This window comes from Paenibacillus sp. L3-i20 (genome assembly GCF_022180385.2).
Lineage (GTDB): Bacteria > Bacillota > Bacilli > Paenibacillales > Paenibacillaceae > Pristimantibacillus.
Map to the genome: position 1 here is coordinate 258,314 of NZ_BQME02000001.1, position 23,607 is coordinate 281,920.

The window sequence follows — 23,607 nt, forward strand, 5'->3', positions numbered from 1 at the left end:
ACCCCTTTCGGTCGCCGATACGAATCATTTATAGCTCTACATAACACTTCCGACCTTATTTTCATACTGAATAGTATCTAATGAACTGTATACATCTTATCCCGTAAAAATGAAATCATTTCGTGTTGTTACGAACTCCAGTGTCGTTAATTAGATAAAAGAAGGTCAGTTTAAGCGAAATTAACAGCAATAACACCATCTGAGTTCGTTAGAACAAAAATAGCGATTGTTTCTATATATTAAGTGATATACAGTTCGTTAGAGAATTAGGTCATTCGATCAACTACTCAACCACTTGATCAAGTAGTTGCTCTAATTTTAACAATTCAACTGGGAGTTGTGCATGCCATTCCATTCGCAGCCCTGTAATTGGATGAACGAACCCCAGCGTTTCGGCATGTAATGCATGTCGTCCAACCGTATCTTCCCATTCTAACTGAGCTCTTTCTTCCATTCCGTACATCTTATCCCCGATTAGCGGACATCCAATATGACGCATATGCACCCGAATTTGATGCGTTCTGCCAGTCTCAAGTTTAAGCTTTACGGCTGCTGCTCCTGATACATTATCGAACTCACCATTAAAACTCTTTAAAACCTCATAATGAGTAATAGATGGATAGCCTGTATATGTAACGACACGTAAATGTGGTCGTTCTATATCACGATCTATTGGTTCATCTATTGTTCCAGCTTCAGGTTGCGGTACGCCATACACATAAGCCCGATACAGCTTCGTAACCGTGCCAGCTTGTAATTGTTCTGATAGTTGCTGATGGACGTAGCTCGTTTTGGCAATAGCAACGAGCCCTGAAGTTTCCTCGTCCAACCGATGAATAGGACGGAATCGGACACGCTCGCCACGCTCACGCCAATGATGAACAACACCATTTGCTAATGTGCCTGTGTAATGACCATGTGTGGGGTGAACGATAATACCTGATGGTTTATTTACGATTAGCAAATCATCATCTTCAAATACGATTTCAATAGGAATTGGCTGCGGTAATATGTCTTCTGACTCTTCTCGTTCCATGCGTACACGGATAACATCTCCAGCTGACACCTTAGCAGTTGTATAGACCCGCTCCTCATTCACAGTCAAACCATGTTCTGTCAGTTTTACCTGCGATAGCAGCTTGCGTGAAACACCAAGTCGTCGCTCCAATATATTTCTTACGACTTTGCCGTCATCCTCTTCACTTACCTCTACAACTAGAGGTCTATAATAACGGGCAACTAATTGCTCCAGATTAGCTTTCATAAACGAATTCCACTTCCAATCATTTCTTGCGTTTACCGAACACAACTGCACTACGCACGTACTCAGTATCTGGTACAGCCAATTTCGCATTAGCCACTCGTGCCGCAGCAAAGAAGAAATCAGATAATCTGTTCAAATAAATAAGTACATCCTTATTGATATCATGCTCCTGTGATAACGTAACGACTCGTCGTTCAGCTCTTCGACATACTGTACGACACACATGAAGCATCGAAGATGCTGCACTACCGCCGGGTAGAATAAACCGTGTAAGCTCAGGAGCCTCTGCAATGTATTGATCGATTAAAGTTTCTAATCGCTCTGATGGCTCTGCATTTACTTTTAGCGGGGCGCCTTCCATGGCATAAGCCAAATCAGAACCACAATCGAATAACTCTTGCTGTATATCAATCAAAATATGCGTTAGCTCCTGCAAACTCTCATGTTTCCCTGTCTCTGCTGCAGCTACACCAACAAAGCTATTTAGTTCATCAATTGTACCGTAAGCTTCCACACGAGAATCATCCTTACGTACTCTGCCGCCAATTAACGATGTTTCACCCATATCTCCAGTCTTTGTATATAAGCGCATACGTTGCACACTCCTCCTTCATATTTACAATGCTTCTTTTAACAACCTGACAACAAACAGCAGGCCGGAGAAGCTCCTGACCTGCTGTACGTTAATTATTGTTTAATCTTATATACAAATTGTCCGATGCGATCTAACGCTTCCGTTAGTTGTGAAACGGAGGTGGCATAGGAGCAGCGCAGGTGACCTTCGCCGCCAAGACCGAATACATCACCCGGCACTGCCGCGACTCCAGCTTCCTCTAACAGTCGCTGAGCGAACTGTTCACTACTTAATCCAGTAGAAGCTATTGATGGGAACGCATAGAACGCACCTTGAGGTTCATGACATTCTAAACCGATATCTCGGAAGCCCTTCACAACAAGTCGACGTCGTTGATTATACGATTCAACCATCCGATTCATTTCTTCCTGTCCATGTCTAAGCGCTTCAAGTGCTGCATATTGGCCCATAACTGGTGCACACATAACTGTGTATTGATGAATTTTCAGCATAGCTGACAAAATATCGGTATGAGCGCAAGCGTAGCCCATGCGCCAGCCTGTCATTGCAAAAGCTTTGGAAAAGCCGCTTACAAGAATAGTACGATCCTTCATACCTGGCATTGCAGCAAAACTGACATGCTTGGAACCATACGTCAACTCAGCATATATCTCATCAGAAATGACAATTAAATCATGTTCTTCTACAAGCTTAGTAATTGGCAACCAATCCTCATACGTCATCGTACCGCCAGTAGGATTGCTTGGATAACATAAAATAAGTACTTTTGAACGAGGTGTAATAACAGCGCGAAGCGAATCCGCACGAAGCTTAAAATTATCTTCCGCGAAAGTTTCGATTCCTACTGCAACACCTCCGCTAAGTGCTGTTATTGGTGAATAAGAGATATAACAAGGTTCAGGAATTAATATTTCATCTCCAGGAACAATTAATGCACGAAGAGCAAGATCGATTGCTTCACTGCCTCCGACTGTGACGATAATTTCATCCGCAGGATTGTATGCCACTGAAAATGAATCGTTTAAGTATTGCCCAATTGCTTCCCTTAGTTCCGGCATACCAGCGTTAGAAGTATATTGCGTCTTGCCTGTTTCCAGTGCGTAGACTGCTGCTTCCCTAACATGCCACGGTGTAACAAAGTCAGGCTCTCCAACACCAAGTGTTATAATATCTTTACGTGAACTAACTAAATCAAAAAACCGACGGATGCCCGACGGTTTCATGTCTCTTGCAAGCGGAGACAAGTAACCAGCCATCGATTGACGCGTCATAGGGATGGATGTTTGTTCCGATTCCTCTTTTATCATCACCGTCACCCTTTATATTACGGCGAAACCATCAAACGATGGTCATCTTCATTTTCCTCGAAAATGATGCCGTCTTGTTTGTATTTTTTCAATATAAAAAATGTTTTTGTTGAAAGTACAGCATCGATTGGTGATAGCTTGTTTGATACGAAGGAGGCGACTTCCTTTAAGTTTTTCCCCTCAACCTCAACCAGCAAGTCATAAGCGCCCGACATTAAGTAAACGGACTTCACCTCAGGATACAAATAAATTCGTTCCGCGATACCTTCAAATCCACGACCGCGCTCTGGGGTAATTTGAACTTCGATTAAGGCGGTTACCTTTTCGTCATCCACTTTACTCCAATTGACAACTGTCGCATATTTGACAATGATATGGTCCTTCTCCATCGCGGCTATTGCTTCTTTAACTTCCTCTACTGAGACATCAAGCATTGTCGCGATTAGTTCCGCGTCTCTGCGGGCGTCTTCCTTCAGTAGTTCCAAAACCTTTAACTGTAATTCGTTCATTCAAAAACTCCTTCCAGCGCGCCTGCGATTATAAAGAGTATTTTACAACGAATTCCCGCTTCCTGCAAAGAAAAATTGAGAATATATCCCGTTCGAACAATTTATTTTAAATAATTCGCCACAACTAACAAAAAAGACCCCAAAGGGTCTTTAATTGAAATACGATTGATGTGTTTGGTTTCCCGTTTGTTGCAGACTAGCAGGAGTATATATAGACTGTTGCCCTGCATTATACAATTTTTGTTGCAGCATCTGCTTCGTCTTCTGCGTTGTTTGTTGATATTCCTTCGCTTGTTTATCCAGCTCTTGGCGCAGCGCCGGGGAGGAAGGATTATACATATTGGCCTGTTGCATAGCTTGGAACAGCTGCCCTTGCATCGTTAACGTGCTATCTAACAATTTGGTGAACAGCTGGCGAATATCCGGACATGTAGACTCTGTTGCAGCAGTTGCGTATTCACGCACGACCCGTTTCAAGTCGGACAACACCGTTGATACTAGATCCTCTTCTGTTAGAATCGATTGCGATTGCTGATAAGACATCGATTTCCCTCCTATTGAGCTTGAAATTTCAATACAACAACAGCCTATTGCTGCGGCTGTGTCGGAGCTATTTGCTGATGATGCGAAATGGCATGCAGTAGCGAATCATAGTGCTGCTGATGCGTGTTAATCATTTGTGAACACAAATTCCTAAGAGCTGGGGTTGTCGAGACGGCGACTGCTGCCGCACATTGTTTGATAAGTAAATCTTCATTTGACATTGAATCCGCAATATATTCCAGCTCTTTAGCTGTCATTGGCTGTAACATGATGTCCCTCCTCAATTTTGCAAAATGTGATGACTTCCGTATTATGGGCTATTTTGCTCAATTTATGTGTCTTAGTTCAAATCAAATTTGCCTGTTATCCGTATGTAATAATTCAATTTTCATCTTTCCTTTCTTGTTGTATTCTAGCAAAAACGAATCAATTAATGATCAGTGCCACCTACAGATAAGATAACAGGACCGTTGATAGTATAGCGATAATTATGAAGGGCTTGCTTATCAAAAAGGCATTCACTTTATACAACCAATGGTTGTATAAAGTGAATGCCAAAATTAATAACACGGAGGATTATTAGTGCAGAATTAGATAGAAAAACTAACGATGTTTTTAGAATATATCCATACTTAAGTAACGTTCCCCAGTATCTGGCGCAATACATAGAACCCTCTTACCGCTTCCAAGCCGTTTGGCAACTTGCATAGCTGCCCAAACTGTAGCGCCTGAAGATGGACCCAGCAATAGTCCTTCTTGCCTTGCTAACGCTCGCATAGTATCAAGCGCATCTTTGTCTGATACTTGAATGATTTCATCATAAACTGAAACGTTGAGAATAGCTGGAATAAATCCTGGACTTGTCCCAACCAACTTATGCGGTCCTGGCTGGCCTCCAGACAATACTGGAGAACCTTGCGGTTCAACAACTGCAACATATAAGTTAGGCAGCAGCTCCTTAAGCTTCTCGCCTGTTCCCGTTATCGTTCCTCCTGTACCTGCGGAAGCAACGAAGGCATCCAAGCGTCCATCCGTCTGATCCATGATTTCAAGCGCAGTTGTACGACGATGAATGTCAGGATTCGCAGCATTTTCGAATTGGTTCGGAATAAAACTGCCTGGCAAACTAGCTCGAAGCTCTTCAGCCTTCTTAATTGCTCCTGGCATACGCTCTGACGAAGGAGTTAATACAACGTCTGCTCCATAAGCTTTTAGAAGCATAATTCGTTCAGCGGACATATTATCCGGCATTACAAGAATGAGCTTATATCCTTTGGCGGCAGCAGTCATCGCAAGCCCAATACCCGTATTCCCACTAGTGGGCTCTATAATCGTATCACCTAGCTTAATAATTCCTTGTTGCTCGGCAGCTTCAATTAATGCAAAAGCAGCTCTATCCTTTACACTACCGCTTGGGTTAAAACGCTCAAGCTTAATACATACTTCTGCGCTACCTTCTTCGGCAATTCGTTGCAAGCTGATCACTGGTGTATTGCCAATAAGCTTAGTAATGTCAGATACAATTTTGGCCATATAGGTTCAAACTCCCTTATATTCTAGTTGGCACTTTCCTTTTTCCCCTCTACCTCTCCACTTAGAAATGGCTTCATAAACCACCAACCTGCAATAGGCACGATCCCAACTGCAAATAAGAGCCAAGTAATTGCGAGGGGGGAGTCATTACGCGGTAATAAAATCAAATAAGCAGCTGTACCGATCAAACGGCCAATCGATAAGCCAGCTTCACGCAGTACAATAAACTCTTCGCGCTCCCTTGCGCTCTGCTGGGATTGACCAATAAGATCAAACACTCTTGACGTCATTGGGATGTTATAGAGCGGAATGAACAAGGAGGTACCTATGCCTAGAAGAAGTAATGTAAAGTACGATACTTTCCAAAATAATGGTAGAATGACGACCGCAATCATGATAACACCGATCAGCATCGACCATTTGCGGTAATCTTTCTTTAACCATTTCCCCGCTATCCAAAAGCTGATAAGAGCCACAAGTGAGGTAATCAATGAAAAATTACCTAATTTACTCTCATCCTTTGTGGCAGTGTATACCGTTAATCCGACCAAAAACATAAAAACACCTTCACGAACTCCCTGTGCAACAATGGCAGGAAACATCCGTCGCCACGGATTACCCTTTTGGAGCAGCTGATGAATTCCATGCATCCAGTCATACTTCCCTTCGCCATGCCGTTTCTTAAGCCAGAAGCTAAGAACGACACACACAGAAAAGATAACTAGTGATATCGTAAATATGAGACGGTAGCCACTTTCCCCTTGCATCGAAGTAATAAGAATACCAGAAATCCATGGTGCCACCATTCCAGCAGCAGCTCCAAGTAAACCCGCCCAGCCATTATAGCGATCGCGATTATCTGGATCTGTCACTTCAAAATAAACGACATTGAAAGCAATCCAGAAAAAACCCATTGCAATACCATTTAACATACCAAGGGGTAACGACCAGCTAATTGCTCTATCTCCTAGAAGGAGCACAGCACAATAAAATAAACCTGACAACGCAATTCCTAAACGCAAGCTATTCATTTTATTATGTTCTTTAACCCATTTGCCTGCAAGCCAAAAGGTAATACCGCCGAGTGCATATTGAGCAAACGTAAACCAACCAATTATCATGTAGGACTGACTTGATTTCCACAAATAAACAGGAACAAATAATCCTGACAGAGCATGTCCAACACCGTAAAGTGCCTGTACAATTAAGAGCAAGACAGCTTGCTTCTCTAGTGTTTTTGCCAAAACGATACCTCCCGCCAACGATAAACGCGCTTAGAAATTCGTTTTGTAACATGCCCTTTATTGAACAATCCAATGCCCTGTCACAATTGTTAGATCCACTTATTTCTCTTTTGATAGTCTCTCTATCATCGCTTCACGATCCAATGGACTAAGCTGCGATGTTGTTAAATAACAAGATGGACAAACATACCAAATAACGCGGAACGGATTAGGAACGATGGAGTGACCAATTGCTTCAGCAATTGTAGGCTCAAAACCTGCTCCACCGATAGATTGACTGCCTGCTTCAAGCATATACTCTCTGCAAGACGGACATTCTGGAAGCTCAAATTGCTCATTCACTATACGCTGAATGACACTTTCTGCCGCAAGTAAATTTGCATTCGAGCTGCGGAACCCTTCATTATCCTTCATCCAACCTGCATCATTCGCACGTTCTTCCTCTTCTTCAGACCAATCCTCATTACCTTCTATCGATTCTGGAATCTCATCTTCGTCTGAATCCGGCTCAAAGTCATTATCTAAACCAACTTTCAGCGAGCGATAACCGCCCAGTTCATTGTCGCAATGCGGGCAATGTGATTCTGGACCTATCTCTTCATCCCATACGATTTCCGTTACACACCATTGACAAACTTGACGATCTTCCATTGTTGTACATCTCCTCTAATTGTTCATAACATAAATAATACCGACAACAAAAAATAAAATAGCAACGATAAGAAGTGTTATCCATAAATATTTCATCAATAAGCCCCTCGCATTAAATGATGACGGTTGCTCCAATCACATATGATAGCGATACTGATATTGTCATTGCAATAAATCCAACTGCCCGATTGTCCTTTGCTATTTCCTCGTCAATTCGAAATACCGGTGTTAGAAATTCAAATAGTAAATACGCAATAAGCAAAATAATAAAGCCGAATGCTCCCCATATCAAGCTTTGATAGATAGAAACATTCGATTCGATAGAGAATCGGAAAATATTGCAAATTCCAAATATTTTACCGCCGGTAGCCATAGCAACAGCCATATTCCCCTGCTTAATTTCATCCCAGCATTTATACCTTGCTACAAGCTCAAAACATGACAAAAACACAATAAGCGATAATACAGTTACAGACACGAACGCTAACGAAGAGGCATACGGGTTACTTAAAAGCTTCTCAATTTCCGTTTCCATAGATGCATCCCCTATCCTAAGAGAAAACTTGCGATGGAACATCCCTTCCATCGCAGTCCATCGTTAATTCAATTCAGCTACAGTTACTCCTATGCCGCCTTCACCATAATTACCATTGCGGTAACTCTTCACATGAGTATGTCTGCGCAAATATTGTTGGATACCCGTTCTGAGTACGCCGGTTCCTTTTCCATGAATGATATACACTTGACCGAATCCTGAAAGGAACGATTCATCTAGGAATCGATCAACCTCCATTATAGCTTCTTCCAAGCTTTCTCCACGAAGATCAAGCTCCATACGAACATTTTCATCTCTCGTACGTTTTAAGCTAGCCGCTTGTTTTGGTTGCTGAACCTTTTCAATCGGTTTCGCTTTTACAAGTTCCATATCATCAAGGGCAACCTTCATCTTCATAATGCCAAGCTGAACAACTGCATCAGAACCAAAAACTTCAGCAACGATCCCCTTCTGGTTAAGGCTGTACACGACAACCTCATCACCCGCCTCAATTTTTTGAGGTTTGCCATCTGAGCCAGTTTTGCCTCGCTTCTGCTTTTGCGGCTCAGGAGCAGCTTCGTCCAGCTTGCGACGTGCTTCAATGAGTTTATGTTCCTTTACAGAAGCACCCTCTTCTAATGCGAGCTTTCGGAGGTCTGAAATAATCACTTCTGCCTCGCGCTTTGCTTTAGAGACAGCTTCACGAGCTTCCTCCTGTGCTTTTTTCAGCAACTTATCCTTTTGCTCCTCGAAACGAAGCATCTCTGCTTCATGTTTTGCATTAAGCTTCTCCATCTGCAATCGAAGCATCTCCGCTGACTGCCGATCATTTTCAGCACTGAGACGATTTTCTTCTAATGATGCAATCATGTTTTCAACTCGCAGATCCTCTTCGCTTACCTCACCACGAGCATGATCGATTATGGAACGCTGTAAGCCTAACCTCTCGGCAATTGCAAATGCATTACTACGCCCAGGAACTCCTACAAGCAATCGATAAGTTGGACTCAAAGAGGCAACATCAAACTCCATGCTCGCATTGATAACTCCTTTGCGATTGTATGCATATGCTTTTAGCTCACTATAATGAGTTGTAGCAATAATTCGACTTCCCTTTGCATGTATATGTTCCAAAATAGCAATGGCAAGCGCCGAACCTTCTGCCGGATCCGTACCTGCTCCTAGTTCATCAAGTAGAACAAGACTTTTTGAAGTCATCACGTTTAAAATACGAATAATATTGGTGAGATGACTGGAGAACGTACTTAAGCTCTGCTCAATACTTTGTTCATCACCAATATCCGCATAGATAGCATCAAACACACATAATTGACTTCCCTCTTCCGCAGGCACAAATAAGCCAGACATCGCCATCAAGCTCAACAAACCTATTGTTTTTAACGAAACGGTTTTGCCGCCTGTGTTCGGTCCTGTTACGATAATTGCTGAATAATTATTACCAAGCTCAATGTCGAGAGGGACTACTTTATTTCTATCAATTAGCGGATGTCGTCCGCGCTTAAGCTTAAGGAAACCTCTGTCGTTCATTTTTGGCTGGATCGCCTTCATCTCATGTGCAAGTCTCGCCTTAGCGAATGCAAAATCCAATTGGCCTAGCAAATCCTGATTCAGCAAAAAATCTTCTACATAATCAGAAGCTAATGCGGTCAACTTCTGTAATATCTTTTCTATTTCACGCTGTTCCCCGGCTTTTAATTCTTTGAGCTTATTGTTCATTGTAACAATTGCTTCCGGTTCTATAAATAAAGTTGCACCAGAGCCTGATTGATCATGGACAAGTCCGCCGAAGCTCGAACGATATTCCTGCTTAACAGGAATAACATATCGATCGTTACGTAGTGTAATAATAGCATCCTGTAACATCTTCTGAACGGAAGATGAGCGAATCATTGATTCCAACTTCTCACGGATACGTGATTCTCCGGTTCGCAGCTCACGACGAATCGATGCAAGCTCAGAGCTTGCACTATCCATGACTTCAGCTTGTTCATCAATACAAGCAAATATGGCATCTTCAAGCGACTTATGCTCACTTATGCCTTCTGTTAAAGACAGCAACATCGGAATAGCATGTTCATCATGAATGACTTCGATATGCTTCTTAATGCGGCGACCACCACGTGAAGTGGATGCAATATCAAGAAGTTCTGCTGGATTCAAAGTACCGCCTATTCGAGCTCTATGCAGGGATGAGGCAATATCAACAATGCCTCCAAACGGAGCACTTCCCTTTAGTCGATCAGCTGCATAGGCCTCTTCAGTGGCTTGCAAAAGAAGCTTAACCTCTTCAAGTTCTGTGACCGGTTTAAGCATCTCAGTTGTCGACTTTCCTAGTGAGGTGCTCGCATGCTTCGTTAATTTATGTATAATTTTTGGATATTCAAGTGTTGTTAATATTTTGGCGTCCAACGAATAACACTCCTCTCGCCCTTATATTATAGCCGAACCTCGGACATGATGCACGGGTCGAAGTTAGTTTAATGGATTTCGTACCACACATAATTTATACAACGTTGGCAACACTAATTGTGATTCAACAGCTTCAGTTCTTGCTTATCAATAAAAGATGGTTCCATTACATTAAGAAGGAGGACTTCGATATGAGCTTCTTGGGTCATGTTGTACGTTTTATTGTTTCTGCGCTAGTTCTTATGGTTGTCGGATTTCTTGTTCCGCAATTCAGCGTTGGCGGGTTCTGGAGTGCACTTTTCCTAGCCCTTGTCATCGCTGCACTTGGCTGGATCATTGAAGGGATATTCGGTAAGCGCGTAACTCCATTTGGCCGAGGAATCGTCGGTTTTATCGCAAGTGCGGCGGTTATCTGGATCGCCCAATTCATCGTTGGCGGTGTTCACGTAACGATGCTTGGTGCAATATTGGCAGCTCTCGCCATCGGGATTATTGACCTGTTCATTCCAGTTAGTACACCTTATGAATCAGGAAGACGTAATGCCGATTAATCGAAATGCCATCACATTAATTATTAGCCCCTTCTTGTCTTAACAGGCAAGCAGGGGCTCTACTCTTTTTTCATCTAAAACTAAACCTCTCATTGCTATACTCCAAGAGCTGGAACCTGCTTGTTCACCACTTGTTCATCACTTCTTCAACAGTTTGTCAAAGTGTTGTCACGAGGTTTTATTTATTTTATCCATTTTCAGGTTAAAATAATGGGAGACTATCGACATTCATTGTTCAAATTGGAAGGGGTATTATTATGAAAAAGTGGCTAGCGTTTGCATCCGTCCTGGTACTAGCACTTGTTGTTGCAGCTTGCGGCACCAATGGCAAAGAAACGAATAAAGCAGGCTCAGAGAACAAAGAAGCTGTTGAAACTAGTGAAAAAAGCACTTCCGAGGTTGTTATCACTGCTTCTGATTGGGAGTTTGACCAGCAAGAATATAAAATTAAAGCTGGAGAAACTGTAGACCTGACTCTAAAATCAGTTGGAAGCGTCCATGGCGTGTCTATTGTAAAAAGCGATTACTCAATCAAAAACAATAAATCTACTGCCGTCAAGTTCGATGAGCCTGGCACTTACGATATGATTTGCAACGTTCCATGTGGTGCTGGGCATCGAATAATGAAAGCTAAACTTATCGTTGAATAGTCAATATTGTTTTCAATTCTTATAGTGATAAGTTATCGTTACGCTATAATCCAGTGATCTATATACAAAAACTTCAAACGAGTACTAAGAAGCTCATCCATCATTTCTTTATGGTTGAAGCTCTCGGTACTCGTTTTTTGTTCTTTTACTAAGAAATACGGAGCAAAGGAAGGAATTATCATTCTTTTAATTGACAATGAATATCATTATCATATATTCTTTAGAAGTATTTTTTCCATATTACTTGGAATCTATAATCTCGAAGGGACTGACAACATGAAAGCAATTCAATTTACATTCGCAACCATTTGTTTAACTGTTACCTTCCTTGCAGCTACTGGCTGCAATAATAATCAAGCACCTGCAACTCCTGCTTCAAGCTCAACAACAGAAGTAGTAAATACAACGACGAAGTCTAGTTTCGAGCGCGTCATTAAACATGTAGCAGGAGAAACGATTCTAAAAGAAGCGCCTCGCAACATTGCTATTTTGGATTACAGCTACATCGATTATTTGACAGCACTTGAAATGAAACCTGGATCTACTGTTTCGTTTGTTGATAATGAATTACCTCCTTATTTATCCGAACAAGTACAAGCAGATGAAATTACGTTTTTAGGACCAATTGGCGGGGTAAACCCTGAAAAGGTGCTTGCGGCAGATCCTGACTTAATTATCGGTACTTCCCCCGGTCAGGAAAAAATATATGATCAACTATCCAAAATTTCTAATACTATTTTATTATCCCAATCCGCTTTCGACTGGCGGCACACGTTAAATGAATTTGCCAACATTATTGGTAAAGAGGATAAAGCTATTCAACTTATAGCCAACTACGATGAAAAAATGAAAGCTTCAGCTGAGCTTGTTAAGGCAACTATTGGGAATGAATCCGTTCTGTTTCTTCGCGTGTTGGAAAAGGATTATCGTGTTTATGGAAAAGTTAGTCCTGCGGGCTCCGTCTTATATAATGATTTAGCACTTAAAGCTCCTGAAGGTGTCCCTATGGATAAGAAACTTCAAGTGATCTCAATAGAGGTAATGCCAGAGCTTAATCCAGATCATATCTTTTTACTCGTGCAAGAAGATGCCGAAGAAAAAATGGGAGAGCTGCAAAACAACCCGCTCTGGAAAAATATTAATGCCGTTAAAAACAACCGTATTTACCCCGTAGATCAACGTTTATGGATTCAAGGTGAAGGCCCTATCGCAAGCTCCATCATGCTGGATCAAGCAGTGAAGGAACTAACGAAAAAATAGGGGATTACCATCACTCCTTCTATTTGCATTATAATTTTTTTTTACTCCCTGTCCAAATTAGTCTAATAGATGATTCCCTTCCAAAGCCAAGCTAGCTTTGATAAGATATGATCACAACACCTCGTGAATGGAGGAAATCAAATGGGAGCGTTAAAAAATCGTGTTGCTATCATTAGTGGAGCTGGCAGCGGTCTAGGTCGTGCTACCGCAATTGCATTCGCAGCAGAAGGTGCTGACGTCGTTCTTTTAGGAAGAAGACTTGACAAGTTAGAACAAACTGCGGCAATTGTATTGGACAAAACAGGACGCTCAGCATTAACATTGCAAGTTGATGTCACTGAAGAGCAGCAAGTAAAAGATTCAATTGAAGCCGTAATGAATCATTGGGGACGAATTGATGTACTGCTTAACAATGCAGCAGTTCTGGAGCAAGGCTCCGTACTCGAGCTAACTTCCGAAGAATGGAAAAATCAGATTTCGACGAATCTAACTGGACCATTCCTATTAACTAAGGCCGTCATACCATCGATGAGAGGTAAAAGGTACGGCAGAATCATAAATATAACGTCCAGCCTATCTCAGAATGGTGCAGGTGGCTATGCAGCATATAGTGCTGCCAAGGCTGGTCTCGAATCATTAACACGTGCTGTGGCTGATGAAGAACATGAATACGGTATTCTCGTCAATCTCTATAACCCTGGTACTTTACGCACTGAGATGCACGCAACTGGGAAAGATCCCGCTATCGTAACACCTGATCTCATTCGCCTTGCGAGTCTTTCATTTGGTGGTCCCACTGCAACTATACATTCGTATGGTTAATTCTAATAAGTCAAAAAAACCAGCCAAGGTCTCTTGAGGCTGTAACTAGCAAGATATACACGTCATTATCCGTGTACATCTTGTCGGTACAGTCCAATCCTTGACTGGTTATTTTATTGCAATCAACTATTTCTAAATAGCTTAACTTTGTTCAATCAATTCGATCCATTCATTATATTCCGTTTGCAATTTAGCATACTCTACCTTCAACTTATTATGCTGAACAAGTAGTGCAGTATGCTCCTCTGACAATTGAGCAGAGCTTCTTATAGCAGCTTCCTTCTCTTGCTCTAGCTCAGCGATGTGTTCAGTCCAATTGCCCTGATTATCTGATGAAGCAGCCACTTCTTGCAGCGCAAGTTCCATACGCTCGCGGAGACTTTCCTCCTCAGCAGCTAGTGTTTCCTTCATTTTCTCCAAACGTTTTGTTTCCAGCTTCATCTGCTCTATTACTTGCTCCTGAGCTTCCAAACGCTTGTTAAGCTCTTCGCCTCGTGCTGAAGCGGCTTCCAATTGGCCAGATGCAATTCGTTCACGAGCAGATGTTAATTCAAGTTGCTCCATTAATGTTTGTTCTTTGATTTGTTGCTCCTCTATTTGTTCTTTAAGTTTTTTCTGGATCTCTTGTAGAGATTCAAATTGTTGGGTTAACTTGTCTTGATCATTTTGATGCATGTTTAACTGCTCTTGCAAAACATGATTTGCAGCTTTATAGTGTGCAAGCTGTTCCTTATGCTCATGCTCTACTGATAATAGACGAGCCAACTGCTCTTGCAGCTCTTTGTCTTCTTCCTGCTGCAGCTCTAACAACTCCTGAAGCTCTGTTTCGGCGAACTGCTGCGCTTCTAGCTGCTCCTTAAGTTCACGCTCTACTGCTTGCTGTCGCTCCAGCTGCTCTTTAAGATCTCGCTCAGCCGCTTGCTGTCGCTCCAGCTGCTCCTTAAGATCTCGCTCAGTTGCTTGCTGACGCTCCAGCTGCTCCTTAAGTTCACGCTCAGTTGCTTGCTGACGCTCCAACTGCTCCTTAAGTTCACGCTCAGCCGCTTGCTGACACTCCAGCTGCTCCTTAAGTTCACGCTCAGTTGCTTGCTGACACTCCAGCTGCTCCTTAAGTTCACGCTCAGCCGCTTGCTGACGCTCCAGCTGCTCCTTAAGTTCACGCTCAGCTACTTGCTGACGCTCCAGCTGCTCTTTAAGGTCTCGCTCAGCCGCTTGCTGACGCTCCAGCTGCTCCTTAAGTTCACGCTCAGTTGCTTGCTGACGCTCTAGCTTCACTTGCAACTCTTTATCCTCTTCTTGATGCAATTCTAGTAATTCTTGCAATTCATTTGCTACTGACTTAAGTGATAACAATTGTTCTTTTAACTCACGCTCAGTAGTAAATCGGATTTCCAATTGCTCATTTAAGTTACGTTCAACTACTTGTTGTTGTTCTATCTGATCCATCAGGTCGCGTTCTGCGTCAAGTTTTTGTTGTTCAAGTTGCTTAACAAAATCTCGTTCTGCAACAATTTTCTGTTGTTCCAATTGCTCAATCAAATCGCGCTCAGCAACAATCTTCTGCTGCTCCAATTGCTCAATCAAATTACGCTCAGCTGCTATCTGTTGCTGCTCTAACTTCACTTGCAACTCTTTTTCTTCAATTTGCTGTAATTCCAATAATTCTTGGAGATCCTTTTCAGCCGCCTTATGTTGCTCCAGCTGTTCTTTGAGCACAAGCTCAATTGCTTGCTGCTTCTCCAATTGTTCCTTAAGTCCAGCTTCAATTGCTTTCATCTGTTCAAGCTGTTCTTTCAGTCCATTTGCATCTGCATGTTGCTTCTCGAGCTGTTCTTGAAGCTCTAGCCCTTTGAATGCAAGTAGTTCAAGCTGGCCAGCATAACTTTGCTCCGCTTGATCAGCTGCCACGATTCGTCCTTCCAAGCTCTTAATTTGAGATTGCAATTCATCTATATGTTTCTTATGCTCATGCACAAGCTGAAGACGTTGTTCTTCTTGATTAGCAGTCCATTGCTTGCGCTCATCGGCAAACGCAGTAACAAGTGATTCTGCCTCGCTAATTTGTTCTAAATTCGCTTGATGTTCAATTTGAAGGAGGGAAATAGACTTTTTAAGCTCCTCTTCCTGCTCCATTGCTTTTGCCAATTGTTCATCTGCGATCAAAATACGTCCTTCAAGAGATTCCTTCTCTGAAGTCATCGTCTTTTGCAACTCCGTTAACTGAGCAAGCAATTTACTTCGCTCTTCCAGCCAGCCGTTCCTTCTCCGCTCAAGATCAGCACGAGTTGACGTCTCTATTTTTGTTACTTCCTGTTTCCAATGCGTCTCACGTTCCAACGCTAACCGATCACGTTCCGCCTTTTCGGTCCCTTGGGCAGTTAACCACTCTTGCTCCCGTGTATCCCACTTCGACTGCCATTCATTCGATAATGTATTAAGTTCTTGTTCTTTCTGATTAGAAAGATTAAGTATTGCAGTCTCTTTTTCCTGAGTTAAACTAGTTATCGTCGCTTCCCTTTCACTCAATAACTCCGATACCCTCAGCGCATTTTCATTCGTTAATTCCGCAATTAGCCGATCTCGCTCACTTTCTAACTCGGAAATTGTTAGACTGTTTTCGTCCCTTAGTTCAGTTACTTTTCGATTACTTTCAGCTGTTAGTTCGGCAATTTTCTCATCTCGTTCACTGATCAGTTCAGTGATCTTCTTGTCCTTTTCGGATTCAAGCTTTGCAAGTTCCGTCTCCAGCTTACTCTTAAGCTGGATAAGCTCCAATTTCTTTTCTTGCGTTAGCTCCTCTTGCAATCGTGCAATGGCTTCCACATGCTCTTGCTGCAATCCAGCAAGTCGTTCCTCGCTAACTTTAATTGCTTGATCTGTGGCTTCCTGCTCAGCTTTCTTCTGCTCTTCTACCAATAATAGAAAGTCAGCTAATTGTTTCTCCGCTTCAGCCTGAACTTCCAGTAAATGATTCTCTGCAATTTGTTTGGCTTCCTCTATGCTAGTAAGCAATTCCGAATTTCTAACCTGTTCTGACTCCAATTGTTGACGGATTTCCAAAGATTTTGCTTCTTCCTCAAGCAACCTCGTGTTATCTTTTCTAAGCCTGAATACATCCTCGGTTGTCTGCATCGCACAAAGTACAGCTAATCTTTGATTATCTAATCTAGGATTCGTTTTGGCGAGTTTCTTCATGTTTTCATCAATTGAAGTCGCGACCCTTTTCACATATTCGATATTGGTATGACCTTTAACTTTATATTGAATTCCATATATATCAACGGTTACTACAGTTTGATCCGCATCCATGTAGTTACATCCCCCTATCATTCCATGTCACATTTTAATTGTAGTGGTTAAATGCTCAAGCCTCTTCCAACTGGCAAATTGCCAACAAAAAAAGCCGCATCGTCGTTCACTAGGAACTAATTCGATGCGGCGTGGGATGTTTCCTGCCTACTTACGCAATTCTGCTCCAAAAGATTGTTCTAATTTTTGAACAACCTGTGCATGTAGAGCTGTAACTTCTTCATCAGTCAATGTCCGATCCCCATGACGGTATACAAGGGACAATGCGATACTCTTTTTGCCTGCGCCTAGTCGCTCACCCGTATAAACATCAAATACACGAACGGACTCCAAAAGCTCACCTGCTGTGCTCCAAGCGGTTTCTGTCAAACTGCCCGCTGCTACCTCTGTATCGACCAAAACAGCGATGTCACGCTCGATAGCAGGGTATTTAGGTAACACTCTGTATTCGATCTCTGAGCTCGATTGCTCGTAAAGTTCTTCAAGCCCGATTTCGATCAAATAGGTGTCTGCCATATCCCACTCCACTTGAAGAGCTGGATGCAACTGACCAACATAACCGATAACTGCTGGACCTGCTGGCGTTTCAATAATGACTGCTGCTGTTCTGCCCGGATGGAAATGTTCTGGCTGTGCTGGTACATAGGACACTTCAGAAGTTAGTCCAAGCACGTCAACGACAGTTTCAACGATTCCCTTGGCATCATAGAAGTCATAGCCAACTGCTTTACTGTTCCATTGCGCTTCACCTTTGTTGCCAGTAAGCAACGCTGCAAAACGATGTTTCTCTTTTGGCAAACGAGTTAACTGCTCTTCATCTGTATGGAATACACTACCGACTTCGAACAATGCGGCAGATTCATTTCTACGATTACGGTTATAGACAGCTGTCTCTATTAATTGTGCGATAAGAGTCGTCCTTAGAACGCTGCGATCCTCGCTCATCGGCATCGCTAGACGAACAGCCTTCACATCCTCAGCTAGTGCTGGGAACAAAACCGTTCTTGCAGGACTCGTGAAGGAATAGCTGATAACCTCATGCATGCCAGAGTCCGATAGGCGCTTGCGAAGCTCGCGACGAATCGATTGAGGTTTCGTTAGCGCACCTTGAATGACATCTCCATGGATTAGCGTCGTAGGAATGTTATCATATCCGTACAAACGAGCTACTTCTTCGATCAAATCAACATCACGTGTAATATCGCCGCGACGTGCCGGTACTTCTACCGTAAACACATCTTCGCCTGACAACTCATATTGGAAATGAAGACGACCAAAGATAGAACGAACTTCTAGCACAGAAAGCCCCGTGCCCAAATAGCCATTAATTTTGGTAAGTGCTAGGGAAACGGTTTTAGGTTCTGACGAGCGACCTTTAACTTCAACAATCCCATCCGTTACCAATCCATTAGCAAGATCAGCAATCAAAGATGCCGCACGATCAAGTGCAGGAATGACGTTCGATGGGTCAACTTCCTTCTCGAAGCGAATGCTGGATTCAGATCGAAGCCCAAGCTGACGGGATGTCTTGCGTACAGTTCCACCATCAAATCTTGCGGATTCTAGCAAAATGTTAACCGTTTCGCCTGTCACCTCAGTACTTGCACCGCCCATTACGCCAGCCAAAGCAATTGGCTCATTGCCATCTGTAATAACGAGCATATGCGGCTCAAGCGAACGCTCTTGATCGTCAAGAGTTACTAACTTCTCGCCTTCTTTCGCCATACGAACGACGATGCGTCCACCTGGTACACGATCAGCATCAAATGCATGAAGCGGTTGACCATATTCCAGCATAACGAAATTTGTAACGTCAACAACATTGTTGATCGGACGAATGCCTGCTGCGATAAGTCGATTTTGCAACCATTGCGGTGATTGACCAACTTTTACACCTTTAATATAACGAGCGGAATAATGTGTGCATTGTTCAGTAGCGATAACATCAACCGACACAAGTCCTTCCGTCTTCACTTCTGCATCATGTACATCGTTGCTTGGAAGCTTCACTTCGCGGCCTGTTAAAGCTGCTACTTCATAAGCTACGCCAACCATGCTAAGGCAATCAGAACGGTTCGGTGTCAAATCAAGCTCCAATACTTCATCGTCAATACCAAGTACATCTCCGATGGATGCTCCGATAGGCGTAGACGCTGGCAATACAAGAATACCTTCTTGTTGTTCCTTCGGCAGCAGCTTGTCATTAATGCCAAGCTCCTTCGCAGAGCAGATCATACCTTGGGATTCAACCCCGCGCAATTTAGCACGTTTGATCTTGAAATCTCCCGGCAATACAGCTCCAATGACAGCAACAGGTACTAGCTGACCTGCATCAACATTTTTGGCGCCGCATACGATTTGAAGCTCCTCGTCAGTACCAACATCCACTTTACATACGTTCAACTTGTCTGCATCAGGATGTTTTTCTTTCGATTTTACATAACCTACAACTACGCCTGTTACACCTTTATTTAATTTCTCAACGACATCAATCTCGATCCCGCCACGAGTCATTTTCTCAGCAAGCTCTTCTGCGGACAATCCGTCCAAATCGATATATTCATTCAACCATTTATAGGATACTTTCATCGTTCATCTCCCCTTCTCTCTTAGTCACATTCTAGCGAATTGGCCCAAGAACCTTAGATCATTCGTGTAGAAATGACGAATGTCGTCAATGCCGTATTTTAGAAGCGCGATACGCTCTACTCCCATACCAAATGCAAATCCAGTCACTTCTTCTGGGTCATATCCGCCCATCTCAAGCACTTTCGGATGAATCATGCCACAGCCCAAAATTTCAAGCCAGCCTGTATGTTTACACATACGACAGCCGTTGCCACCACATTGTGCACAACTTACATCTACCTCTGCGCTTGGCTCTGTGAATGGGAAGAAGCTTGGACGAAGACGAATTTGCGTCTGTGATCCGAACATTTGTTGTGCGAATTGCAGAAGAGTTCCCTTCAAGTCACTCATACGAATACCTTTGCCAATGACAAGTCCTTCAATCTGATTAAACTGGAATGAATGTGTTGCATCGTCGTCATCGCGGCGATATACTTTACCCGGACAAATAACACGAATTGGCGCCTCGCCCTTGCTCGCCTGCATCGTTCTTACTTGCACTGGCGATGTTTGTGTACGCATCAAAATATCATCCGTAATGTAGAACGAATCTTGCATGTCGCGTGCGGGATGATTTTTCGGCAAATTAAGTGCCTCGAAGTTGTAATAGTCCGTCTCTACTTCAGGACCTTCAGCAATGGAATAACCAAGCCCGATGAAAATATCTTCGATCTCTTGTGATACTTTGTTTAGTGGATGCACCGAACCTGTAGGTAACTTCTTGCCAGGCAATGTCACATCAATCGTCTCTGCGAGCAAGCGATTATTCGTTTCTGCTTGTTGGAAAGCTGCTTGTTTCTCTTCAATAACGGACTCAATTGCTGCACGAACATCGTTACCCACTTGCCCGATAACTGGACGTTCCTCAGCGCTTAGTGAGCCCATGCCACGCAAAATTTCCGTTAGTGCTCCCTTTTTGCCTAAATATTTTACACGCAGGTCGTTAAGCGTTCCTTGCGATTCTACTCCTTGCAGTTCCGCTAGTGCTTCAGCTCGAAGCTCCTCCAGCCTTGCCTTCATCCTCATCGCCTCCAATTGTATTAACCCCAACCCTTACGGGTATCCGGACAAAATAAAAAGGCCCCTCCTCCCCTAAGGGACGGAAGAACCGTGGTACCACCCTAATTTGAACTGCCGCTGTAATATACACCGAGCAATTCCTCAAACCCCGTTAACGGCGGAAACCGTGCCCTCCTACTTATGTCATGACACAACGCCATCACCGTTCAGGGACATGCTCCGGAGTGAACTTCATCAGCCTGGTTTCACAAGAACGCTCTCAATCAACGGCGCCCTCTCCCTGTGCGAAAGTACTGCTTACTTTTCTCCATCATAGCATTTCAACTTTTAATTAAATATTAACCCCTATTATATGCAATGACAGAACCTGATGCAACTGTTAATGCTTATATAACCTCATTAGATAGAAAAAGTCAGAACCTCTTAAAGTAACCAAATCATTACGCTGTTTGTAAACCTGCGAAAGCATTTCGACATTTCTTGGAAGCTCTTTTATACTAGGTTTGAAGGGAGTTGCATGAGATACAATGATAACGTTAGAAACGTACTATATGAAAGATCTTAACCTCGAAGAACAAAATATGTACGGTCACAAGCTTCGAGATCCTCAGTTCTATGTTAATGAAGCTGCAAATTGGTTCTTTCATAGCAGTAAACGAGATCAATTGAGGAAAGCGGGACTTTGTCAGCATGCCATATCCGCAATTATTTTAAAACATAATAATTATTACTTAATGGATTTTTTGTTTAACGGCCCATGCCAATGGAGCGCCATAATATCAGCGTTAAGCGGATTGGTGAAAACAGGACAGGGTAGTGGACTTTTTTATTATAACGAATCGTACATACATCTGACGATGCTTGAAGACGATCGCATTTTGCTACAGTTTGGGAATGAAGGAAAAAGTTCTATTAGAAAATCGGATATTTTGCCAGCAAATGAATTAATGGATCTTCTAATTGCGGGCGCAAAAGAGCATGTTTCTGATTTCATTGCATATGGAATATATCCCCCTGCTTCAATGGATGAGGTAACAGCCTTGCTACGTGTTGACTGAGATGTTAACACAAGCTAAAGCCTCCAGTGCGAGTGTACTATTCCACAATAATAATTTTGGAGTAAGGATCAGCTATTTGCGAGTTAAAAGGAACTAACTGATCCTCTATCTTTAAAAATCAAACTCCCGCTTCACAAGCCCTTTCTCCATCGCATATCTCGTTAACTGGACACGGTTGTCTAGGTGCAGCTTCTGCAATATATTTTTCAAATGATTTTTCACCGTATGCTCTGACAAGTTTAATAGTCCTGCAATTTCACGATTAGAAGCACCTGTCGCAACTCGCTGTAGCACCTCTTTCTCACGTTCGGTCAATGGAGTGGCAGGAAACGATTCTGTACTTGCCTTTTGTTTCTGAAAAGCAACAGCCTTCTCACTCCCTTTTTCGGATCCACTGGAAAACTCTTGAAGAAGTCTGAAAGCCATTTCCTTTGACATCGGCGCTTCGTCTACAACTACTTCTCTTAAGTACTGTAACCAAGCAGAAGGGTCCAAGTTTTTGAGAAGATAGCCTTGTGCGCCTCGCTTAATCGCTTCGAATAGATGCGTAATATCATCAGAAACAGTGACCATAATGATTTTTAATGATGGCAGTAGCAGCTTTAGTCGATAGGTAGCTTCTAAACCACCCATACCAGGCATTCTAATATCCATAAGTACAAGTTCTGGTCGCAGTTCGGCAGCTTTGGCAATTGCTTCTTCTCCGCTGGCTGCTTCTCCAACTACTTGAAAGAGCTTATCGCCAGCCAATATTTCTCGTATACCTTCTCTTCCATGTGGATGATCATCTACGATCATCACACGAACTGTAGACTCGCCCCGGTTTATCATTCCGCTCACCTTCCCCTTATCTCGACTTTTAAACCGCTTCGTTCGCCAGGCAACAGCAATAAATTCCAGCCCATTGCAGTAGCGCGCTCACGCATCATCTTTACACCATATTTACCTTGTTCTTGAAGCTCGACGGGCGTAATTCCTTTCCCATCATCCACTATTGTGCAAACAAAAGATGGCGACGGAACATTCAAGCTTCCAACATGCTCAGCTTGGATAAGAACTCTGCTTGCACCCGCATGTTTCTGTACGTTAATCAATGCTTCACGAATGATGGCTAACAACTCAACCTTTTGCTTATGAGACAATAATCCTTCGTGCAACCGGGAATCAACTGTTGCTTGTATTCCGATACCTTGCTCCATATCTGCAACAAATTTATGGATACTTTGCATCCAAGTTGAATCCGATGGTAGAGGCATGCTTTGCAAATTGGCAAGCGACTGGCGCACATCATCATATACATGTCTTACTGTATGTCTAATTCCTTCCATCGTACGACTAGCATCTTCATCCGATTCGGCTCGATCTAACTTATCGAGCTTCACAGACAACATAAACAGTGACTGGGAGATCCCATCATGAAGCTCTCTGGCAAGTTGTTCCCGCTCCTCGAACGCTGCCTTCACAACTTGCTGACGCTTTAACGATTCTTGCATTACTTCCAATCTTGCAAACAGAGAACGAACAAGTGTGAGCGTAATCAAAAAGACAAATACAGGAGCAAGCAAGTTACCTATTTCCATCGATACATACGGAAGAAGAAAAGCATGTCTAACGTATTCCCATAATCCGATCACTACTGTAGGGATCCATAATATTAACCACTTCAACCATTTGTAAGACATTTCTCCCACCCTCCCA

The 23,607-nt window shown here is 42.8% G+C and carries 21 protein-coding genes and 1 other annotated feature; of the genes, 5 read left to right on the plus strand and 16 right to left on the minus strand.

What is annotated here, in order from left to right; genetic code table 11:
- Window positions 1-283: 283 nt before the first annotated feature.
- The 11 genes from MFF31_RS01245 to MFF31_RS01295 form a co-directional block, all read right to left on the minus strand.
- Window positions 284-1,264 (minus strand): RluA family pseudouridine synthase, encoded by a 981-nt coding sequence (locus MFF31_RS01245; RefSeq protein WP_238186364.1) that lies wholly within the window; start codon window positions 1,262-1,264, stop codon window positions 284-286.
- A gap of 19 nt (window positions 1,265-1,283) precedes the next feature.
- Window positions 1,284-1,856 (minus strand): cob(I)yrinic acid a,c-diamide adenosyltransferase, encoded by a 573-nt coding sequence (locus MFF31_RS01250; RefSeq protein WP_238186365.1) that lies wholly within the window; start codon window positions 1,854-1,856, stop codon window positions 1,284-1,286.
- Window positions 1,857-1,951: 95 nt separating this feature from the next.
- Window positions 1,952-3,166, minus strand: coding sequence for an aminotransferase class I/II-fold pyridoxal phosphate-dependent enzyme (locus MFF31_RS01255; protein ID WP_282570460.1), 1,215 nt, complete (start codon window positions 3,164-3,166; stop codon window positions 1,952-1,954).
- Between the two features lie 17 nt (window positions 3,167-3,183).
- A complete protein-coding gene (locus tag MFF31_RS01260; RefSeq protein WP_238186366.1) occupies window positions 3,184-3,675 on the minus strand; it encodes an Lrp/AsnC family transcriptional regulator in 492 nt (163 codons plus the stop codon).
- Window positions 3,676-3,825: 150 nt separating this feature from the next.
- The gene (locus MFF31_RS01265; RefSeq protein ID WP_238186367.1) at window positions 3,826-4,218 is read right to left on the minus strand and encodes a spore coat protein; all 393 of its coding nucleotides are present in this window, start codon (window positions 4,216-4,218) and stop codon (window positions 3,826-3,828) included.
- Between the two features lie 44 nt (window positions 4,219-4,262).
- A complete protein-coding gene (locus tag MFF31_RS01270) occupies window positions 4,263-4,487 on the minus strand; it encodes a hypothetical protein (RefSeq protein ID WP_238186368.1) in 225 nt (74 codons plus the stop codon).
- A 346-nt stretch (window positions 4,488-4,833) separates the two neighbouring features.
- The gene (gene cysK, locus MFF31_RS01275; RefSeq protein WP_238186369.1) at window positions 4,834-5,751 is read right to left on the minus strand and encodes a cysteine synthase A; all 918 of its coding nucleotides are present in this window, start codon (window positions 5,749-5,751) and stop codon (window positions 4,834-4,836) included.
- 23 nt (window positions 5,752-5,774) lie between these two features.
- Entirely contained in the window at window positions 5,775-6,995 is a 1,221-nt protein-coding gene (locus MFF31_RS01280) for an MFS transporter (protein WP_238186370.1), read from the minus strand.
- A gap of 99 nt (window positions 6,996-7,094) precedes the next feature.
- Entirely contained in the window at window positions 7,095-7,646 is a 552-nt protein-coding gene (locus MFF31_RS01285) for a hypothetical protein (protein ID WP_238186371.1), read from the minus strand.
- Between the two features lie 112 nt (window positions 7,647-7,758).
- Window positions 7,759-8,181: a DUF350 domain-containing protein gene (locus MFF31_RS01290; protein ID WP_238186372.1), complete on the minus strand. Its 423-nt coding sequence runs from the start codon at window positions 8,179-8,181 to the stop codon at window positions 7,759-7,761.
- Window positions 8,182-8,244: 63 nt separating this feature from the next.
- On the minus strand, window positions 8,245-10,611 hold the full coding sequence (locus tag MFF31_RS01295) for an endonuclease MutS2 (RefSeq protein ID WP_238186373.1): 2,367 nt from the start codon (window positions 10,609-10,611) through the stop codon (window positions 8,245-8,247).
- A 191-nt stretch (window positions 10,612-10,802) separates the two neighbouring features.
- On the opposite strand from MFF31_RS01295, the gene MFF31_RS01300 reads away from it, so the two are divergent.
- From MFF31_RS01300 to MFF31_RS01315, 4 genes are all read left to right on the plus strand, one after another.
- A complete protein-coding gene (locus MFF31_RS01300; protein WP_238186374.1) occupies window positions 10,803-11,162 on the plus strand; it encodes a phage holin family protein in 360 nt (119 codons plus the stop codon).
- Window positions 11,163-11,419: 257 nt separating this feature from the next.
- Window positions 11,420-11,812 (plus strand): cupredoxin domain-containing protein, encoded by a 393-nt coding sequence (locus MFF31_RS01305; protein ID WP_238186375.1) that lies wholly within the window; start codon window positions 11,420-11,422, stop codon window positions 11,810-11,812.
- A 276-nt stretch (window positions 11,813-12,088) separates the two neighbouring features.
- The gene (locus MFF31_RS01310) at window positions 12,089-13,072 is read left to right on the plus strand and encodes an ABC transporter substrate-binding protein (RefSeq protein WP_238186376.1); all 984 of its coding nucleotides are present in this window, start codon (window positions 12,089-12,091) and stop codon (window positions 13,070-13,072) included.
- 141 nt (window positions 13,073-13,213) lie between these two features.
- A complete protein-coding gene (locus MFF31_RS01315; protein ID WP_238186377.1) occupies window positions 13,214-13,894 on the plus strand; it encodes an SDR family NAD(P)-dependent oxidoreductase in 681 nt (226 codons plus the stop codon).
- A 141-nt stretch (window positions 13,895-14,035) separates the two neighbouring features.
- Here MFF31_RS01315 and MFF31_RS01320 read toward each other — a convergent pair whose 3' ends face one another.
- The 3 genes from MFF31_RS01320 to pheS form a co-directional block, all read right to left on the minus strand.
- Window positions 14,036-17,203: a cell division protein ZapA gene (locus MFF31_RS01320; protein WP_238186378.1), complete on the minus strand. Its 3,168-nt coding sequence runs from the start codon at window positions 17,201-17,203 to the stop codon at window positions 14,036-14,038.
- A 147-nt stretch (window positions 17,204-17,350) separates the two neighbouring features.
- Window positions 17,351-19,792, minus strand: a complete 2,442-nt coding sequence (gene pheT / locus MFF31_RS01325) for a phenylalanine--tRNA ligase subunit beta (protein ID WP_238186379.1) — start codon at window positions 19,790-19,792, stop codon at window positions 17,351-17,353.
- Between the two features lie 24 nt (window positions 19,793-19,816).
- On the minus strand, window positions 19,817-20,851 hold the full coding sequence (gene pheS, locus MFF31_RS01330; protein ID WP_238186380.1) for a phenylalanine--tRNA ligase subunit alpha: 1,035 nt from the start codon (window positions 20,849-20,851) through the stop codon (window positions 19,817-19,819).
- A 72-nt stretch (window positions 20,852-20,923) separates the two neighbouring features.
- Window positions 20,924-21,174: a binding site (T-box leader), on the minus strand.
- Between the two features lie 228 nt (window positions 21,175-21,402).
- Here pheS and MFF31_RS01335 point away from each other — a divergent pair.
- Complete coding sequence (locus MFF31_RS01335) at window positions 21,403-21,909, plus strand: hypothetical protein (RefSeq protein WP_248565373.1); 507 nt, start codon at window positions 21,403-21,405, stop codon at window positions 21,907-21,909.
- 111 nt (window positions 21,910-22,020) lie between these two features.
- On the opposite strand, the gene MFF31_RS01340 is transcribed toward MFF31_RS01335, so the two are convergent.
- Together MFF31_RS01340 and MFF31_RS01345 are read right to left on the minus strand one after the other, a co-directional pair.
- Window positions 22,021-22,740: a response regulator gene (locus tag MFF31_RS01340; protein ID WP_238186382.1), complete on the minus strand. Its 720-nt coding sequence runs from the start codon at window positions 22,738-22,740 to the stop codon at window positions 22,021-22,023.
- A 5-nt stretch (window positions 22,741-22,745) separates the two neighbouring features.
- On the minus strand, window positions 22,746-23,591 hold the full coding sequence (locus MFF31_RS01345; RefSeq protein ID WP_238186383.1) for a sensor histidine kinase: 846 nt from the start codon (window positions 23,589-23,591) through the stop codon (window positions 22,746-22,748).
- Window positions 23,592-23,607 lie beyond the last annotated feature (16 nt).

What these genes read in the sequence shown, in the direction of transcription:
- MFF31_RS01245 (WP_238186364.1), bottom strand. Translation starts at nt 1,264, where the DNA reads ATGAAAGCTAATCTGGAGCAATTAGTTGCCCGTTATTATAGACCTCTA.
- MFF31_RS01250 (WP_238186365.1), bottom strand. Translation starts at nt 1,856, where the DNA reads ATGCGCTTATATACAAAGACTGGAGATATGGGTGAAACATCGTTAATT.
- MFF31_RS01255 (WP_282570460.1), bottom strand. Translation starts at nt 3,166, where the DNA reads ATGATAAAAGAGGAATCGGAACAAACATCCATCCCTATGACGCGTCAA.
- MFF31_RS01260 (WP_238186366.1), bottom strand. Translation starts at nt 3,675, where the DNA reads ATGAACGAATTACAGTTAAAGGTTTTGGAACTACTGAAGGAAGACGCC.
- MFF31_RS01265 (WP_238186367.1), bottom strand. Translation starts at nt 4,218, where the DNA reads ATGTCTTATCAGCAATCGCAATCGATTCTAACAGAAGAGGATCTAGTA.
- MFF31_RS01270 (WP_238186368.1), bottom strand. Translation starts at nt 4,487, where the DNA reads ATGTTACAGCCAATGACAGCTAAAGAGCTGGAATATATTGCGGATTCA.
- cysK (WP_238186369.1), bottom strand. Translation starts at nt 5,751, where the DNA reads ATGGCCAAAATTGTATCTGACATTACTAAGCTTATTGGCAATACACCA.
- MFF31_RS01285 (WP_238186371.1), bottom strand. Translation starts at nt 7,646, where the DNA reads ATGGAAGATCGTCAAGTTTGTCAATGGTGTGTAACGGAAATCGTATGG.
- MFF31_RS01290 (WP_238186372.1), bottom strand. Translation starts at nt 8,181, where the DNA reads ATGGAAACGGAAATTGAGAAGCTTTTAAGTAACCCGTATGCCTCTTCG.
- MFF31_RS01300 (WP_238186374.1), top strand. Translation starts at nt 10,803, where the DNA reads ATGAGCTTCTTGGGTCATGTTGTACGTTTTATTGTTTCTGCGCTAGTT.
- MFF31_RS01305 (WP_238186375.1), top strand. Translation starts at nt 11,420, where the DNA reads ATGAAAAAGTGGCTAGCGTTTGCATCCGTCCTGGTACTAGCACTTGTT.
- MFF31_RS01310 (WP_238186376.1), top strand. Translation starts at nt 12,089, where the DNA reads ATGAAAGCAATTCAATTTACATTCGCAACCATTTGTTTAACTGTTACC.
- MFF31_RS01315 (WP_238186377.1), top strand. Translation starts at nt 13,214, where the DNA reads ATGGGAGCGTTAAAAAATCGTGTTGCTATCATTAGTGGAGCTGGCAGC.
- MFF31_RS01320 (WP_238186378.1), bottom strand. Translation starts at nt 17,203, where the DNA reads ATGGATGCGGATCAAACTGTAGTAACCGTTGATATATATGGAATTCAA.
- pheT (WP_238186379.1), bottom strand. Translation starts at nt 19,792, where the DNA reads ATGAAAGTATCCTATAAATGGTTGAATGAATATATCGATTTGGACGGA.
- pheS (WP_238186380.1), bottom strand. Translation starts at nt 20,851, where the DNA reads ATGAAGGCAAGGCTGGAGGAGCTTCGAGCTGAAGCACTAGCGGAACTG.
- MFF31_RS01335 (WP_248565373.1), top strand. Translation starts at nt 21,403, where the DNA reads ATGAAAGATCTTAACCTCGAAGAACAAAATATGTACGGTCACAAGCTT.
- MFF31_RS01340 (WP_238186382.1), bottom strand. Translation starts at nt 22,740, where the DNA reads ATGATAAACCGGGGCGAGTCTACAGTTCGTGTGATGATCGTAGATGAT.
- MFF31_RS01345 (WP_238186383.1), bottom strand. Translation starts at nt 23,591, where the DNA reads ATGTCTTACAAATGGTTGAAGTGGTTAATATTATGGATCCCTACAGTA.